This is a genomic window from Vibrio lentus (genome assembly GCF_002875945.1).
In the GTDB taxonomy this organism is placed as follows: domain Bacteria; phylum Pseudomonadota; class Gammaproteobacteria; order Enterobacterales; family Vibrionaceae; genus Vibrio; species Vibrio apostichopi.
This window is the reverse complement of the sequence record NZ_MCZK01000141.1, coordinates 35,509-51,962: the sequence shown is the minus strand read 5'-3', so window position 1 is coordinate 51,962 and position 16,454 is coordinate 35,509. Positions and strand designations below refer to the sequence as shown.

The following is a 16,454-nucleotide window of genomic DNA, read 5'->3' as shown; positions in this document are numbered from 1 at the left end:
ATCTGAGACTTAGTCATCTGAGTCGTTTCTTTCGCGAAATCGGTATCTTTAATACGGCTCTTAGATGCGTTAACGTTCTCGTTAATGTTGTCTAAGTTGCTGATAGCGTGGTCGAAACGGTTTTGGAAAGCACCCAGTTCAGCACGGTGGCTGTCTACGTACTTAAGTGCCGCATCGATTACTGCTACAGATTCTTGTGCACCGCCAACTGATGTTACGTCGATAGTATCAACTGTTACATCTTTACCAGGTTGCATGCCTAGTTCACCAGCAAGGCTGCCAGAGAATGCCACTTCGCCTTCAACTTTGTTGTTACCAGTAAACATTTGTAGCTTACCGTCTTCAGTTACAGACGCTTTAACAGAATCTTGTTGACCGTTGATGTACGTTGCTAGCTCTTCGATGTCGTCGCCCGCTTTCGCAGACACATCGATTTCTTGTGCTTGGCCGAAGTTATCAGTGAACGACATTTTTAGGTCGTTTGCGCCAGCTTGAACGTTCCAGTCTTTGTCTTTCGCGTTCTCAGTTTGGTAGCTCTTACCACCCATCTGAGCGTTATCAGAGCGCATGTCTTTCAGTTGAAGCATTACCGCTTCACCGTTATCCGCACCGATTTGGAATGATTTAGTACCGTGAGTACCGTTAAGCAGCTTGTTGCCACCAAAAGACGTGGTTTCCGCAATACGGTTCAGTTCGTCGTTCAGTGCTGTTACTTCTTCTTGAATCGCTACACGCTCAGATTTTGAGTTTGAGCCGTTTGAAGATTGTAGAGACAAATCACGCATACGTTGCAGGATGTTGGTTGTCTCGTTCATTGCACCTTCAGCAGTTTGTGCAATAGAGATACCGTCGTTCGCGTTACGAACAGCAACATCAAGGCCGCGGCTCTGAACGTTCAAACGGTTAGAGATTTGTAGGCCCGCAGCGTCATCTTTTGCGCTGTTGATTTTAGAGCCAGAAGCTAGACGCTCCATTGATGTTTGTTGTGCGCTGTTTGCGTTGTTTAGGTAACGTTGCGCTGTCATCGCTGAAACGTTTGTATTTACATTCACTGCCATGGTGATTTCTCCAATTGATTTTCCGGTATAGCGGTTTCCGACGTCTCGGAAAACCAAGTAGTTCTCTCAAAGTTACTTTTAATAACGGCTCAAAATCCCGAAGCTTTAGAAAAACTTTTAAAAAACCACAAATAAAATATTAACTTCATATTTATCATAAACTTAAATTTAACGCTTTTCTAAAACAACGATTGGATTTAATTGGCTAAAGATCCGAATTTGTTCAAAAAACACGCTAACTGACGTTCAAGTTGCTCAAAGCTCAGAAATGATCAATCACCAAAGATCACAGATGGGCTTAAAGATTGTGCAATTTATCTAGCCAAGGAGAGCATTTGTAACGAAGAAAATGGGTTGAATGGAAACTTAAGGATCAGAAAACTAAAGTTAGTAACCAGTGGGAAACGTAAAAGACAAGAAAGCAGAAAGATAGAAATAAGAAATAAGAAATATAGGAAACAGAGAGAGATAAAGAACAGAAAGGAAAAAGCCCCTTTTCCTTTGAGAGAACCGGGGCTAGTTGGCAGGTCAGAGCCTGTGTGGAGATCATCGAGAAATGAACACATTTCTGACGCGCCGTTGCATTCTTACCGTAAAAATGAATAGCAGGTGAGAGATGAGAGAGCTAAACACTCATAGTAAGTATGCTTGCCAGTTTCCCTTGCTGCATGGCTCACGTCTGAACACGAGCAGCAAGTTCAACCAATAACTATTGCAATAGTGTCATTGCAGAGTTAGGCAACTGTTTTGCTTGAGCAAGTATCGAAGTACCTGCTTGTTGCAGAATTTGTGATTTGGTCATTTGCGTCGTCTCTTTCGCAAAGTCCGTATCTTTGATTCGGCTGTTAGAAGCGTCTACGTTCTCTTGAACGTTTGCCAAGTTATTAATACTGTGGCTTAGACGGTTCTGTTTAGCACCCAAATCAGCACGCTGTGAATCTACGTACTTCATTGCAGAATCAATCACGCTGATTGCGTTTTGTGAACCTGCAACGCTAGTCAGGCTGATATCTTGAACCGATGTTGCACGGCCTTCACTCTTAATACCTAGCTCAGATGCTAGGCCACCAGAGATCGACATTGCACCGTCAAGGTCAGGTTCAGCAACGAATAGCTGTATGCGACCATCATCGGTAACCGATGCGTTTACAAGATCAGATTGACCATTAATGTAAGTAGCAAGCTCTTCGATATCATCACCCGCTTTGGTATTGATATCTAGAACGATGTCTTCACCTGCTTTGGTTCTGAATTCAAACTTAAGGTCGCTCGCCGTTGGCGGCACTTCCCAACTTTTATCTTTACCATTTTCAGAATCGAACGTAGTGCCGCCCATACGGAAATCATCAGCACGAACACTAGTGAGTCCCATAATCATCGCTTCACCAGAGCTAGAACCAATCTGGAAAGATGCTTCACCAAATGAACCATTCAATAGACGACGGCCACCAAAAGAGGTCGTTTCAGCGATACGGTTTAGCTCATCTTGAAGTGCCGAAGACTCTTCATTAAGCGCGGTACGTTCCGCTGCCGAGTTCGTACCGTTTGATGATTGAATCGCCAGATCACGCATACGTTGTAGTACGTTAGTTGATTCGTTCATCGCGCCTTCAGCGGTTTGTGCAATTGAAATACCATCATTGGCATTACGCATTGCCACGTCTAAACCACGTGATTGCGCCGTTAAACGGTTAGAGATTTGTAGACCGGCTGCATCATCTTTCGCGCTGTTGATTTTATGTCCTGATGACAAACGCTCCATAGAAGTCGCTAAATCATTAGACGCTTTATTCAGGTAACGCTGTGCTGTCATAGCAGAAACGTTAGTGCTTACATTAATAGCCATTTTGCTCTCCTTATGAGTTCGCAAACTTTCTGCGAAGCGGCCAGCTTTACTCTCATATGGATAAGCACTGACCGTGTATTACTCGCTAAACCCTATGCAGAGTTTAAGATCTGTATAAATCATTTTATGACCAACACAGATACAAGTTATATGCCAAGTTTAATACTGTTTTGATTAATTTTTAATATACGTAAAATCAATCACTTAAATTAAAACTTAACTCGATTTGGTTTAACTAGCTTGGGAAAAAAAAGTACCTTCATTGACCCATTGCCGCTTTTTGCCGCTATTTTCAAACAGATGATATCCTGTATAAAAAACCGGCAAAGGTTGAAGTGATTCGCTCATACGGCATAGCACATACGGCAAAGAATCTAACTTCAATGGTGAGGGTTAATTCACCACTAAATACCGATTGATTATTAAATATAGTTAAACAAGGTCAGGTCTTTGGTTTTACCAAACGCTTGTTGAGAAGCTTGCAATGCTCGAGAGTTTTCATTGAACTCAATGATGGCTTTCGAGTAATCCAAATCTTCAAAGTTGCTTTTCGCTTTGGCTAAAGACAACTTAAAATCTTCATGTTGTTGCTCTTGAATATCCAGCGTACTTAAACGCGCACCAACATCGGTTCTTGCCTTAGTCAAATGGATAAACGCAGCATGGAACTCTTCGGTTACTTGGTGCAGTTTCGCTGTTGCTGATGCATCCGATACCGGGTTTTCAGCCTGTTCAGCCGCTTCTTTGAACGTATCAAAGATAGAGAAGGTCTCTCGCGGTTCTAAGGTGATCGAATCACCTTTAGTGATTTGTCCTTTGATTTGGATATTCAGCCCTTCGTAGACAATGCCAGTCGAAGGATCAAAGTCTTCCGCAGCCACCACAGCGCCATCTTTTTCAAGTTGATAAGCATAATTTCCGGTCTGCATATCAACGAACGTCACTTTATACGTTGACCCATCTTCAGCTGAGTTCGTCGCACGTTCCAAAAGTAATTCAGAAGCGGGTTCAAGTTCGTACTGAGGTTCGTAATCACCAAACGGGTTATCTATTTCCATAAATAACTTACTGCCCGGATCATTCATTGCCATCTCGAAGCTACTCGCTACACGCATCTTTCGCTGATAGTCATCGCCCTGATAACTGACGTTACCTTGATTATCTCTAAAGAAGGGTTGATTCTTCGGCTTAGTGCCTGCGAATGTATAGTTACCCGACTCATCTTGAGAGTTAGCTAGGTGCAGAAAGTTATTCGATAGCTCTTGGATCTCGCGTTTCTTCGCTAAACGGTCCTCTGGAGAGAGCGCACCGTTAATCATTTCCATCACGGTTCGCTTAGCTTCATCAGCAAAACCCTCGGTGTTGGAGACCAATACTTCGTGATGCTCCAATCGATTACGAACCAAGACGATTGCGTCACTATATTGCTTAAGCTGCTCTGATTGCTGACCAATATTTTGTAAATAGTGGGTCGCAAGAGGATCATCACTTGGCGACTGCAACTTCTTACCGGAAGCAAGTTGTGCTTGGTTGTGATGTATCTTGTTCTCTTGACGGCGCAAGTCGTTCTGAACAGATTGGTAATTGTGGAAGCTAGAAATACGATTCAACATTTATACTTCCTACCTCAGAGCCAAAATAGTATTGAACGTATCATTGGCCGCTTGCATGATGCGTGAGGAAGCCATGTACGCTTGCTGAAATTTCATCATATTTGCCGCTTCTTCATCGAGGTTAACCCCCGACACTGAAGCAATACGTTCCTGAGCGGATTCCTTTTCTAAGGTGGCAATGTCGCTTAAGCGATTTGCCGTCGACGCTTTCAGGCCCGTGTTGGTATTCAAGTTGTGGTAAAGGTCTAAAATCGTAGACTCACCATCATTCAAGATCTTACCGGTTTGGAGATCTTGCAGCTTACGCAAGTTACCGTTGTCACCCTCTGATGGGACAAGGTTTGCCGTAAATTTATCGTTTACCACAGCGCCAGCGGTCAACTCGAAAGTCGTGCCATTAATCGTAACCGGCCCTTCAGGTGGGTACGGCTGCGGCTGCATTAAAATATTGCCTTTAGGGTCAGTCACGGCAAACTGCTCACCTTTTGGTGAAACAATCACTTCAAACTCACGCAGTTGACCGGCCGCTAGGATCTTGAACCCCGCCGAGCCTTTTGCGAACGTTGTCGATGCCTCATAACTTTGTGCGGCAATATCTCTAGGGTCTTTGGTTTCCATCTGAATCTGAGCAGCAAAATTACGAGTTGGACGCAGTAACAGCTTCTCACCCAATTCAGGCGGGTTTCGAACTTCGACTCGCATACCATCTAGATAAAAAGCATTACCAGCTGCATTAGTGCTAACTTTTACCGTTTCACCATCAGGCTTGGTCACGACATAGTCACTGCCGTCATATTTAAGACCGTACTCGCCGCCTTTTAAGGCAGAGGTGTCATCAATATATACGGCGACATCAGCCTTTGATTGGCTACCAGCCGTCACGCGTGATTTCGCCACGCGCTCAGAGTTCACATCGGTGAAAATGTCTTGGCCAACGTTGCCATTGAGATCCAAACCTTGTGATTGAAGTGAGTTTACTTTCTCAGAGAAAGCCGTCGCCAAACGTCCAAGCTCGTCCATGATGTCAGGGATATGTTCGTCTCGCATATCGAGCATGGCACCGATTTTTCCATCGATATCATTACTGGTAATCGGCTTCAAAGACTTACCTTCAACTATCGCTAGTCGACGCTGATGCGTATCAGGTAAACCATCTACCAACTTCAGTTGACTTGCTTCACTACCAGAAACTAAGGTATGACCATTACCAATATGGACGTTAAATCCTTCCGCATTAGAGCGCGGCGTTACCGTCACTTTGGTGTAGCCAGATAACTCATTGATCAGCTTTTCGTGCTGATCTCGTAAATCATTGTGAGGCCCTGGTGTTCGCATCATCAGACGCTGAACATCACGAATCTCAACCGCAATTTGGTTAACACGTTCAATGCCGACTTCTAACTTTTTATTCGTAGAATCAGACTGTTGACGCACCGTTTCATGAAATTCATTCAAGGTTTTAGTGACAAGCCCTGCTTTCTCTAACACGACTTTACGCGCACCCACATCATTCGGGGTATCAGCGAGAGTCTTAACAGAATCAAACCATTCATTGAGGTTTTCTGGAATCTTCTTTGAAGCGACCGACGACAACATGCTCGACAGCATATCGAGGTTGGCTTCGGTATCGCCTTTGTTAGCGGCATTGGTTGTCGATAAGTTAAGTTCTTTAACGGCAAACTGATCCCAAGAGCGGCGAACATTTTCCACATGCACACCCATACCGTAGGATTGCCCACCGTACTGGCGCGGGTCGTTCACACCTTGAATCACAGACTGACGGCTATAGCCCTCTGTGTTGGCGTTAGAAATGTTATGACCTGTGGTGTTTAGCTGTCTCTGAGCCGTAAGAACACTTTGTGCCCCTACATTCAGAAGATCCGACGCCATAATGCCCCCAAAAAACTTAACAAAATCAGGATAAACTGATTAACTACTGGTTTAAAAAGCAATATATGTGCCAATAGGAAAAACAGAGGACTAAAAGGCAATAATTTATTGAAGTATAAGGAGATAACGATGAAAGACGTGGCAAGATCGGAAGGGACAGATAAGAAAAGAGCCTGCCAATAGCAAGCTCTCGATGTTGATTAATGACGCTAGTTCATCTCATCAATTTTAGCTTTAACTCGTAAAACCTTGTCAGCATAGTTAGGGTCAGTTGCGTAACCGGCTTGATGAATGCCTTTGATGAAATTCTCTGAATTGCCTTGATGCTGTAGCGCTGTTTCGTATCTTGGGTTTTCGTTCAAGAACTTCACGTAATCATTAAAGCTCTCTTCGAAATTAGAGTAAGAACGGAAAGAAGCGGATTCTTTAACAGCTGTTTTGCCATGGAACTCAAGCGTTTGAGTCGCGACCTTATCGCCCTTCCAACTTCTATCTGCTTTGATGTTGAATAGGTTATTACTGTTGCCCAAAGAGTTCTTAATCATCTTAGAGCCCCAACCTGTTTCAAGTGCCGCTTGTGCTAATAGCAGTGACGAGTCAACACCGAGTGCGCTCGCCGCTTTTTCAGCGTAAGGTTTCATCGACGTAACAAACGATTCTGGGGAATCAAATGAAGCGGGTTGTTTTGCTGCTGACAGCGCTGTTGCTGACTTAGCAGATTGAACTTCAGAGACTTTCTCTTCTGAACGACCTGAATACTGAGGTCTTTCCAGTGAGGTATCAAAACCTTCACTGCGAACCTTATCTTCTGTCGCGTCGCTTGCTTGGCCTGCACTTAGCTGAGCAACAATCATATCCGCAAGACCAAGCGAACCTGATGCACTGAGTTCACTCGCCATTTGGTCATCTTGCATCTGACGATAGAACTGCTCATTCTGGCTGTTCAGCATATCTGACTTGAAACTAGAGTTTGCATCACGCATCGATTTGAACAACATAGATGTAAAAATCGATTCAAACTGTTTTGCCGCTGCTGTGAGTGCTTCTTTTTCGCTACCTTCTTCACCGTTTACCGCTTGTTGACGAAGACGGTCTAAACTGCCGATGTCGTGAATAAAGCCGATGTCATTGTTATTCTTAATCATGCTTTATCCCCTAGATAATGATCAATTGGCCTTCAATCGCACCCGCTTGTTTCAGTGCTTGAAGGATTGCCATTAAATCAGAAGGCGCTGCGCCCACTTCATTGACTGCACGAACCAAATCATCCAGCGTTAAGCCCGGTTCAAATTTGAACATCTTGCCATCGGCTTCGGTTACTTCAATATCTGAATCAGGAACCACCACTGTTTGGCCACCAGAGAATGCATTCGGTTGGCTCACGTTGAGGTTTTCTTTGATTGCGACCGTCATGCCACCGTGCGTTACCGCAGCGGCTTTTAGACGAACATGCTTACCAACCACAATCGTACCAGTACGTGAATTAACAATGATTTTTGCAGAGCCCTCTGCAGGATCAAATTCGATGTTTTCGATGGCAGAGAGGAAAGCCACACGTTGGCTGATTTCACGTGGTGCGCGAACTTTTACTGAAGTCGCGTCGACCGCTGAAGCCATTTGCGGACCTAGGAAATTATTCACCGCATCAGCCAAACGCTGAGCTGTTGTGAAATCTGATTGAATGAGGTTGAAAGTGATGTAATCGCCACGACCGAATGGAGTTGGGATCTCTTGTTCAACCGTCGCACCACTAGAGATGATGCCGACATTAGGATTGTTACCGACGATTTTAGAGCCGTCGTTACCTTGAGCACTAAAGCCACTTACCACCAAGTTACCTTGTGCTACCGCGTACACTTGACCATCTAAACCTTTTAGGAAGGTTTGTAGCAAGGTACCACCACGTAGGCTTTTTGCAGAACCAATAGAAGAAACGGTGACGTCAACTTCCTGACCTTGCTTAGAGAAAGCAGGCAGTTCCGCGGTCACGATAACAGCCGCTACGTTTTTGGTTTTTGGCTTGGTGCCAGGCGGCAATTGAATGCCAAAATTTTGCAGCATTGCGTTAAACGTTTGATCGGTAAAGGGAGTTGTCTCACCGGTACCCGGCAAACCTGTAACCAAACCATAGCCGACAAGTTGGTTACTACGAACACCCGCCACTTTTGCCACGTCTTTAATACGCGCAGCATGGGCACTGGTGGCAAGAAATAGCATGCCGAATAGTACGAGTGTCAGTTTTTTCATTGAGTAACCTGTCTGTATTGCTTTGATTTATAATGAGTTAGCTTGAAATTAGATAATTCAGGGAGTGTCAGTATGTCGACACTGTCTCAAGCTCTACAAAGATACATTAAAGAATCGTGCCAAGAATCCAGGCTCTTGCATATCTTTCTGAACGCCAGTACCTGAGTACTGAATTCGTGCGTTAGAAACTCGGTTCGAAGCAATGGTGTTCTCGAAATCAATATCATCAGGGCGGATGGTGCCACTTAGACGGATATACTCGTCGCCTGTGTTCAGTGTCATCCACTTTTCACCACGAACTACTAGGTTGCCATTGGCTAATACTTCGATCACTTCTACGGTGATGTAGCCACTGATGCTGTTACTTTGATTGGCTGAGGTATCACCAGCAAAGGTGTTGGTGTTACTCAAGTCGTAAGAGAAGTTGTACTTGTCTATGGTTAGCTCTTGACCACCAACGGCCAATGGCTCCATTGACGCGTCGTTCGACTTAGACATGTCTGCGTTGGCTTTTTTGGTCGCTCGTGTATTTTCATCGAGTGCAACAGTGATGATGTCACCAATACCGCGAGGCTTTGAATCATCGTACATGCTGCCAATATGGCTCACATTGAACAGTGAACCTGTCGCTGCGGCATAGTGTTCAGGTTTCTTCTTTGGGTTGATTGGCGCCCATGCAGGATCGCCTGCGATTGGATCGGTTCTGCCACGAAGGGTATCAATAATGCCAGAGCTCTCTTCAGCCGACTTATCGCCTTCCACTGCATCAACGACTGTGGTCGCGTTTTCTTGTGCTGGAGTTTCAATAGGATCCAGTACAGCACAGCCTGTCATAGACAAAACCAGGGCTAAACAAAAAATACGTTTCATGGCGATATACTCTCAGCAGGCAATGGTAAATAGATCAATGAATAGAAACTCGTTTATCCACAAGAAACAGATCTATTAATTGTAAATAAGTCAGTAAACGGTAAATAAGTCAGTAAACGGTAAATAAGTCAGTAAACGGCAAATAAACCAATTACAGCTGTTGGTTAACAAAGCTCATCATCTTGTCTACCGACGAGATAACTTTCGAGTTCATTTCGTAAACACGTTGAGCTTCAATCATATTAACCAGCTCTTCGGTTACGTTTACGTTCGATGTTTCTAGCATCGACTGACGGATGTTACCCAAGCCATCGAAGCCCGGAACGCCCTCTTGCGGATCGCCACTTGCGCCCGTTGGTAAGTAAAGGTTTTGACCTACTGGCTCTAAACCACCTGGGTTTACGAAGTCAGTAATGGTGATTTGGCCAACCACGACGTTGTTTTGCTCACCACGTAGACGAACAGACACTTCACCATCGTTACCAACCGTCACCGAAATCGCATCTTCAGGAATAACGATTTCTGGTTGCAGAGCATAACCTTGACCCGACGTTACGATCGCGCCATCACCGTTCAGTGTGAACTGACCATTTCGGCTGTAGCCTGTTTCGCCGTCTGGCATTTCAACTTGGAAGAAGCCGTCACCTTCGATCATCATATCTAAGCTATTCGATGTCGTTTGTGCGTTACCGTGAGTGTGAACTTTTTGAGTTGCCACGACTTTAGAACCGGCACCCAACATCAAACCACTTGGCAGCTCAGTGTTCTGAGACGATTGGCCACCCGGCTGATTGATGTTCTGATAGAACAGATCTTCAAATACCGCACGACTCTTTTTAAAACCAATGGTTGAGGCGTTGGCAAGGTTGTTTGAAATTGTTGAGATATTGGTTTGTTGGGCGTCTAAACCTGTTTTACTTACCCATAATGCTGGATGCATAGCAAATTCCTTTAAATTCTATTAGCTCATACGAAGCAGTGAATCAGACGACTTGTCCATTTCCTCTGCTGTGCTCATCATCTTGACCTGCATTTCGAATTGACGTTGTAGGTCAATTAGACTGGTCATTTCACCAACAGCATTTACGTTGCTGCCTTCGATGGCACCTTTTAGCAACGTTACTGCTGCATCTGCTTCGTATGCCTGATCTGGGTTTTTCGAACGGAATAGACCATTCGTATCTTTAAATAAGCTTTGATTATCTGGACGCACAAGTTTGATACGGTCGACAATCGCTAATTCTTCAGCTGGAGCGCCTTGAGGAATCACCGAAATGGTACCGTCTGTGCCGATTTCTACTTTACTGATAGGAATAGGTAGCGTGATGGGTGCGTCGTTCTCACCTAACACTAAATGACCGCTTGCGTTCGTTAGCAAACCGTTTTGGTCAACCTTTAGGTTACCGTTACGTGTTAAACCTTCACGGCCCGTGTTGTCCATTACCGAAATCCAGCCATCACCTTGAATCGTGACATCGAGATCGCGGCCAGTGGTGACCACACTACCTTGTGCGAAATTATGACCCGGACGTTCTGTCATGCTGAAAACACGAGTAGGCATGCCTTCACCGTACGCTTGCATTGAACGTGCTTGTGCTAAATCAGCACGGAAACCCGTTGTACTTACGTTGGCAAGGTTGTTAGCACGTAGCTGCAAAGCTTGCATATTTTGCTTAGCGCCACTCATGGCAAGAAACAGTGCACGATCCATAATTTTGCTCCAAAAATCATCTTCTGGGGCTAATAAAGCAAACACTGTGCCAATATTTTTAACTGTTATTTATCAATAATTTAAATAGAAAACAACGAAGAAGAGGGATCACGAAAGGATCATTGAGGAAGAATTGTTGCCAGTGGCATTACCGTGCGGCAATAGGGGCGGCAAATAGAACAGTCATATCAAATTCATCAACAATACCCAATTCAATAACATTGAATTGGGTATTCGCAGATGATTCAAACGCTCGAAACGATTAACGAATCTGAAGAATATTCTGTTGCAGTTGGTTGTGTACTTCTAGAGAACGCGAGTTCGCTTGGAAGTTACGTTGAGCAGAAATCAAATCAACCAGTTCTTGAGTCATATCGATGTTCGACTGCTCTAGCGAGCCGTTGTTGATGCTACCAAATGAACCTTTATTCGATTCACCCCAGATTTTTGAACCTGAGTCATTAGTAGAATCCCACTGAGTGCCGCCTTTCTTATCTAGACCTTGCTCATTGGGTACACGAACCAAGCCTACACGGCCAAGCATCACATTTTCACCATTTGAGTAAGTACCTAAAACACTGCCGTACTCATCGAAATCGATTTTGGTTAAGAAACCTGTTGTCGCGCCATCTTCATCAAACTTAGTCAGTTCAAATGGAGCGGCAAACTGAGTTGACGAATCTAAACCAAACTTAAGCACTTGCGTTGGATCAGCACCGTTCAAATCAATTGGGTTCGCTCCAGCACCTAGTGCTTCAGAGTTAATTGGTTGGCCATTGTTAAGGCTCGCCAACGTACCGTCATTGTTGAACTTCATTGTGTGACCAACATGACCTTGTGCATTTGTCGCATCACCACCAGTAATGTTGACCGGCTTTTCGCCGTTCTCATCTGACATGGTGTAGTACGTCTGCCAAGTGTTTGGTTGAGTCTGATCTTTGAGGTAGTAAGTCGTTAACTTGTAAGACTGACCCATAGAATCGTATACCGTCGAAGACGTTGCACGGTTATAGGTATCAGCATCTTGGTAGTTAAATGCAGCCGGGTCTTTAAGATCACCGTTTGCAGGAAGGTTAACTCCTACTTCAATGTTTTCTGTCTGTTTTGGCTTACCAAACTCAGCAGGAATGTCGAGTGGCTTTGGTGCGTAAGAAAGAACTTCACCCGAGTTAGGATCAACATCGTAACCTAAAAGAAACTCATCGTTAGCGGTAACCATGTAGTTGTCTTTGTTTAGGTGAAATGCGCCATTACGCGTGAGTTCATTGATCTCCGGTACCATACGGTCTTTCGATACTGCAAAGAAACCTGTACCACTTACACGTAAGTCCATTGGGTTGTTAGTATAAATACTTGAACCTTCATGGAACTGTTGCGCCACTTGGCTAGCTTGCGCACCGCCACCTGCCGTCGTTTTTGCGTTAGTGAATAACGAACTTGAGTAAACATCGCCAAACTCCGCACGCGACTCTTTAAAGCCGAATGTGTTTGCGTTCGCAATGTTGTTACTGGTTGTATTCAGGTCTAGTTGTGCAGCGGATAGACCGCTTAAAGCTACATATGACATTCCAATATTCTCCTAATCTCTCTAGCTAGCATAATCACTCTTTCAAAGCGTTACGCTTTACCAACTTCTAGTACTTCAGCAAGTCGTACTGGCGATGTGAAACCAGCCAGATTGAGTAGTACGTTGCCATCACCCTTACCAAGAAGCACACTGTTCACGTTCGCATAACTCGACACTTGGAACTCTGTGTTCTCGCCATCCAGTAAACCCGACGCTTTCACGTTGTATTTACCAGCCGGCAATGGGTTACCGTCTTCGTCTTTTCCGTCCCATTCAACACGTGTGTCGCCTGATGGTTTAGAGCCGATATCAAAAGTGCGAACCAATTGGCCAACTTCGTTCTCAACACGGACGATTACATTGTCCATTGCCTGAGGAAGCTTAACCATGGACGCCATACCGCCATCACCGGGTTTCACACCTGCCGCACCAGGAACCAATACATCGCGGCCAACCAAAGAGGATGCCTGTAATGCTTGGTTAGAGGTCATTGATGAATTCAAGCTTTCAAACTGTGTATTCATTTTGCCAATGCCATCTACGGTCGCAAATGAAGCCATTTGCGCAATCATCTGGTCATTGCTAACCGGCTTAAAAGGGTCTTGTTGGGCTAATTGCTTAGTCAACAAAGATAAGAAGTCTTCTTGTTTAAGATCCTGCTTACCTGTTGTTTCGTCGGGCTTTTTAGCGCCATCTTGAAGACTCTTCAGCTGGTCAACATAGGACAAGCCGCTTTGACCAACATTGTTGTTGATTCCAGCCATGTGCTACCTCCTTATCCTTATTGACCCATCTGCAGCGTACGCAGCAGCATTTGTTTACTCGAGTCAGCAACCTGTACGTTTGTTTGGTACGCACGTGATGCCGAAATCATGTTTGCCATTTCTTCCATAACGTTCACGTTAGGCTTGTAGATATAGCCTTCGTTGTTCGCTAATGGGTGATCTGGGTTGTACTCCGCGCTTAGCGGCTTATCGCTTTCCACAATACCTAATACTTTCACAGGCACAGTGTGACCACTGTTACGTGCTTTATTTAACTCTGCGCCGAACACTGCGTGACGAGCCTTGTAAGTTTCTTCAGCAGAACTACTTACACTGTCCGCGTTCGCAAGGTTGCTCGAGGTCGTATTTAGACGAACAGATTCAGCACTCATCGCAGAACCAGTCACATTGAATACATTGAATAAACTCATCTAATTATTCCCCTTTAATCGCTTTAGTTAAATTCTTGAACTTACTTCCTAAGAAGTCGAGAGAGGCTTGGTGCCTAATTTGGTTTTGCATGAAAAGGTTTCTTTCCAAATCCAAATCAACCGTGTTGCCATCTCCTGTATCAGGTTGGGTAGGAATTCGATACTTCGTTTCCCCGTTCACCGTTGTTGAGGCAGAAATGTGCCGACCATCTGTACGACTAAGACCAATGCTTGCCCCAGAACTTGCCGCCTGCAGTGATTTCTTAAAGTCTAATCCTTTTGCTTTATACCCAGGCGTGTTGGCTTGCGCGATATTGGTGGAAAGCACCTCAGCGTTACGCTCACGTACACCAACCGTGTGTTGGTGAATGCCCAAAGCATTGTCAAAAGAAATAGCCATGTAAACCTCAACTCAAGAACTGACTGTTATGAGATAACCAAAGCAATATATATACCAACTTTTAAAACAAAGCGGGCTATCAATACTTTTACAGGTTACTCGTGGGTAAACTTGCAATATACAAGCCAAAAAATAGAGTAAATTGGAATTTCACTCTGACTTAAAGATATAGCTTTAACGGAAAAAAGAAAACCCAGCACTAGGCTGGGTTTTGATATTAGACAGTAACGTTACACCTTATGCGGTGCCAGCAATTACTTTAATTTGTAGATAATGCCAGGGTTACAACGAACCATTTCAAAACGGTCGGTCAAACCTGTTAGCGATTCTGAAGCACCCAATAGTAGATAGCCACCCGGGTTTAGGCTGTTTGCCATTTGGTTCAGTACCTTCGCCTTCATGTCAGGCGAGAAGTAAATCAATACGTTACGACAGAAGATGATGTCGAACTTACCGAGTAAGGCATAGCTGTCCATCAAGTTCTGCGGACGGAAATTGACCATGCGCTTCACATTATCTTTAACTTTCATACGGCCATCACCCGCATCTTCAAAGAAGGTACGGCGACGTTCAGGAGAAAGGCCTCGACCCAGCGCTAGATTGTCATAAGCGCCTTTACGACACATATCCAACATACTCGCTGAGATATCCGTACCCGTGATCGACACGCTTGGCAACATACCCGGCTTACGAGCTTGAGTCTCAAGAATCGTCATTGCCATTGAGTATGCTTCTTGACCTGAAGAGCTTGCCGCAGACCAAATCTTAATAGGACGTTTATTTGCCGCTATCTCCGGTAGAAGCTTATCCGCAAGCACAGCAAACGGGTAAGTATCTCGGAACCAAAGTGTCTCGTTCGTCGTCATAGCATCCACTGCTGCCACTCTCAACTCGCGGTTTCGACCTGTTACTACATCTCTCAACAAATCAGATAACGACGCTAAATTAAACTTCGTTACTAATGGGCTTAGGCGGCTGCGCACTAAGTACTGCTTGCTATCACCTAATACAATGCCACATTGAGATTCTAAGAAACGGCTGAAATCGCGATACTCTTGATCACTTATTGTTATAGCAGTCATTAATGTCTCTTTTAGTTAGTTAACGCAGCTTTAACCGCTGCACCAAGCTCATCAGGGTTGAATTTCGCGATGAAGGAGTTAGCTCCCACACGCTCAACCATGGCTTGGTTAAATACACCACTCAATGATGAGTGTAAAATTACGTATAAATCTTTTAGCTCTGCATGACGGCGAATCTCTGCAGTCAGCGTATAACCGTCCATTTCAGGCATTTCGATATCAGAGATCACCAATGAAATTTGATCGTAAATACTGCCTTCTGATGACATCTGCACCAGCTTCTCATAGGCTTCTTTACCATCTTTCACCGAGATCACTTCAAAACCGATCGACTCAATCGCACGCTGAACCTGCTTACGAGCAACTGTAGAGTCATCTGCAATCAAGATACGGCGAACTAATGGTTTCTCTTGTTCAACTTTCGCAATGTCTTCAGCAATCTTGCTGTCCATTGTTTCATCAACAGGAGAGATTTCGGCAAGAATCTTTTCAACATCAAGAATCTCTACCAATTCATTATCAATGTTGGTTACCGCTGTCAGGTAGTTAGCTCTACCTGCGCCATCTGGCGGTGGAAGAATCGATTCCCAGTGCATGTTAATAATGCGCTCTACTGAACTGACCAAGAAACCTTGAATCGTTCGGTTAAACTCAGAGATAACCACAAAACACTTTTCAACATCCGTTGTAGGACGGCCACCAATCGCTAAACTCAAATCGATCACTGAGATCGTTTGGCCACGAATGTGTGCTACACCTTTAACTAGTGGGTTCAAGTTTGGCATCTTTGTCAGCTTAGGGCATTGAAGCACTTCTTTTACTTTAAAGACATTTATGCCGTAACGCTGACGCCCCATTAGGCGAAAGGTTAGTAATTCTAATCGGTTTTGACCGACGAGTTGCGTACGCTGATTCACCGAATCAAGAATACCCGTCATGAGCTCATCTCCATATCAAACTTTTTTGGATAAAAAG

At 44.5% G+C, this 16,454-nt stretch carries 15 protein-coding genes; all 15 read right to left on the bottom strand.

Annotated features, from left to right (window positions below; translation table 11 throughout):
• Window positions 1-1,058: flagellin (locus BCT49_RS15770; protein ID WP_102436447.1), on the bottom strand; the 1,058-nt coding region annotated here is incomplete at its 3' end.
• A gap of 709 nt (window positions 1,059-1,767) precedes the next feature.
• Complete coding sequence (locus BCT49_RS15760) at window positions 1,768-2,904, bottom strand: flagellin (protein WP_004736187.1); 1,137 nt, start codon at window positions 2,902-2,904, stop codon at window positions 1,768-1,770.
• Window positions 2,905-3,326: 422 nt separating this feature from the next.
• Window positions 3,327-4,517, bottom strand: coding sequence for a flagellar hook-associated protein FlgL (flgL, locus tag BCT49_RS15755; protein WP_004736186.1), 1,191 nt, complete (start codon window positions 4,515-4,517; stop codon window positions 3,327-3,329).
• Window positions 4,518-4,526: 9 nt separating this feature from the next.
• Window positions 4,527-6,407 carry a flagellar hook-associated protein FlgK gene (gene flgK, locus BCT49_RS15750; RefSeq protein ID WP_102436445.1) on the bottom strand — a complete coding sequence of 627 codons (1,881 nt, stop codon included), beginning with the start codon at window positions 6,405-6,407 and terminating at the stop codon, window positions 4,527-4,529.
• A gap of 209 nt (window positions 6,408-6,616) precedes the next feature.
• Window positions 6,617-7,552 carry a flagellar assembly peptidoglycan hydrolase FlgJ gene (gene flgJ, locus BCT49_RS15745; protein WP_102436443.1) on the bottom strand — a complete coding sequence of 312 codons (936 nt, stop codon included), beginning with the start codon at window positions 7,550-7,552 and terminating at the stop codon, window positions 6,617-6,619.
• 10 nt (window positions 7,553-7,562) lie between these two features.
• Window positions 7,563-8,654 (bottom strand): flagellar basal body P-ring protein FlgI, encoded by a 1,092-nt coding sequence (locus BCT49_RS15740; RefSeq protein WP_017106350.1) that lies wholly within the window; start codon window positions 8,652-8,654, stop codon window positions 7,563-7,565.
• Window positions 8,655-8,747: 93 nt separating this feature from the next.
• A complete protein-coding gene (flgH, locus tag BCT49_RS15735; protein WP_102436441.1) occupies window positions 8,748-9,524 on the bottom strand; it encodes a flagellar basal body L-ring protein FlgH in 777 nt (258 codons plus the stop codon).
• A 151-nt stretch (window positions 9,525-9,675) separates the two neighbouring features.
• Entirely contained in the window at window positions 9,676-10,464 is a 789-nt protein-coding gene (gene flgG, locus BCT49_RS15730) for a flagellar basal-body rod protein FlgG (RefSeq protein WP_004736180.1), read from the bottom strand.
• A 21-nt stretch (window positions 10,465-10,485) separates the two neighbouring features.
• Complete coding sequence (locus BCT49_RS15725; protein WP_004736179.1) at window positions 10,486-11,235, bottom strand: flagellar basal body rod protein FlgF; 750 nt, start codon at window positions 11,233-11,235, stop codon at window positions 10,486-10,488.
• A gap of 262 nt (window positions 11,236-11,497) precedes the next feature.
• Window positions 11,498-12,802: a flagellar hook protein FlgE gene (gene flgE / locus BCT49_RS15720; RefSeq protein WP_004736178.1), complete on the bottom strand. Its 1,305-nt coding sequence runs from the start codon at window positions 12,800-12,802 to the stop codon at window positions 11,498-11,500.
• Between the two features lie 50 nt (window positions 12,803-12,852).
• The gene (flgD, locus tag BCT49_RS15715) at window positions 12,853-13,566 is read right to left on the bottom strand and encodes a flagellar hook assembly protein FlgD (RefSeq protein WP_004736177.1); all 714 of its coding nucleotides are present in this window, start codon (window positions 13,564-13,566) and stop codon (window positions 12,853-12,855) included.
• A 17-nt stretch (window positions 13,567-13,583) separates the two neighbouring features.
• Complete coding sequence (gene flgC, locus BCT49_RS15710; RefSeq protein WP_004736176.1) at window positions 13,584-13,997, bottom strand: flagellar basal body rod protein FlgC; 414 nt, start codon at window positions 13,995-13,997, stop codon at window positions 13,584-13,586.
• A gap of 4 nt (window positions 13,998-14,001) precedes the next feature.
• Entirely contained in the window at window positions 14,002-14,397 is a 396-nt protein-coding gene (flgB, locus tag BCT49_RS15705) for a flagellar basal body rod protein FlgB (RefSeq protein WP_004736175.1), read from the bottom strand.
• A 254-nt stretch (window positions 14,398-14,651) separates the two neighbouring features.
• Complete coding sequence (locus BCT49_RS15700) at window positions 14,652-15,479, bottom strand: protein-glutamate O-methyltransferase (RefSeq protein WP_102436439.1); 828 nt, start codon at window positions 15,477-15,479, stop codon at window positions 14,652-14,654.
• Window positions 15,480-15,490: 11 nt separating this feature from the next.
• The gene (locus tag BCT49_RS15695; RefSeq protein ID WP_017106345.1) at window positions 15,491-16,417 is read right to left on the bottom strand and encodes a chemotaxis protein CheV; all 927 of its coding nucleotides are present in this window, start codon (window positions 16,415-16,417) and stop codon (window positions 15,491-15,493) included.
• Between the last annotated feature and the right edge of the window lie 37 nt (window positions 16,418-16,454).

Excerpts from the sequence above, each read along its gene's own strand:
- flgD (WP_004736177.1), bottom strand. The coding sequence starts at position 13,566 with ATGGCTGGAATCAACAACAATGTTGGTCAAAGCGGCTTGTCCTATGTT.
- flgJ (WP_102436443.1), bottom strand. The coding sequence starts at position 7,552 with ATGATTAAGAATAACAATGACATCGGCTTTATTCACGACATCGGCAGT.
- flgB (WP_004736175.1), bottom strand. The coding sequence starts at position 14,397 with ATGGCTATTTCTTTTGACAATGCTTTGGGCATTCACCAACACACGGTT.
- BCT49_RS15760 (WP_004736187.1), bottom strand. The coding sequence starts at position 2,904 with ATGGCTATTAATGTAAGCACTAACGTTTCTGCTATGACAGCACAGCGT.
- flgC (WP_004736176.1), bottom strand. The coding sequence starts at position 13,997 with ATGAGTTTATTCAATGTATTCAATGTGACTGGTTCTGCGATGAGTGCT.
- BCT49_RS15740 (WP_017106350.1), bottom strand. The coding sequence starts at position 8,654 with ATGAAAAAACTGACACTCGTACTATTCGGCATGCTATTTCTTGCCACC.
- flgK (WP_102436445.1), bottom strand. The coding sequence starts at position 6,407 with ATGGCGTCGGATCTTCTGAATGTAGGGGCACAAAGTGTTCTTACGGCT.
- flgL (WP_004736186.1), bottom strand. The coding sequence starts at position 4,517 with ATGTTGAATCGTATTTCTAGCTTCCACAATTACCAATCTGTTCAGAAC.
- BCT49_RS15725 (WP_004736179.1), bottom strand. The coding sequence starts at position 11,235 with ATGGATCGTGCACTGTTTCTTGCCATGAGTGGCGCTAAGCAAAATATG.
- flgE (WP_004736178.1), bottom strand. The coding sequence starts at position 12,802 with ATGTCATATGTAGCTTTAAGCGGTCTATCCGCTGCACAACTAGACCTG.
- flgG (WP_004736180.1), bottom strand. The coding sequence starts at position 10,464 with ATGCATCCAGCATTATGGGTAAGTAAAACAGGTTTAGACGCCCAACAA.
- BCT49_RS15700 (WP_102436439.1), bottom strand. The coding sequence starts at position 15,479 with ATGACTGCTATAACAATAAGTGATCAAGAGTATCGCGATTTCAGCCGT.
- flgH (WP_102436441.1), bottom strand. The coding sequence starts at position 9,524 with ATGAAACGTATTTTTTGTTTAGCCCTGGTTTTGTCTATGACAGGCTGT.
- BCT49_RS15695 (WP_017106345.1), bottom strand. The coding sequence starts at position 16,417 with ATGACGGGTATTCTTGATTCGGTGAATCAGCGTACGCAACTCGTCGGT.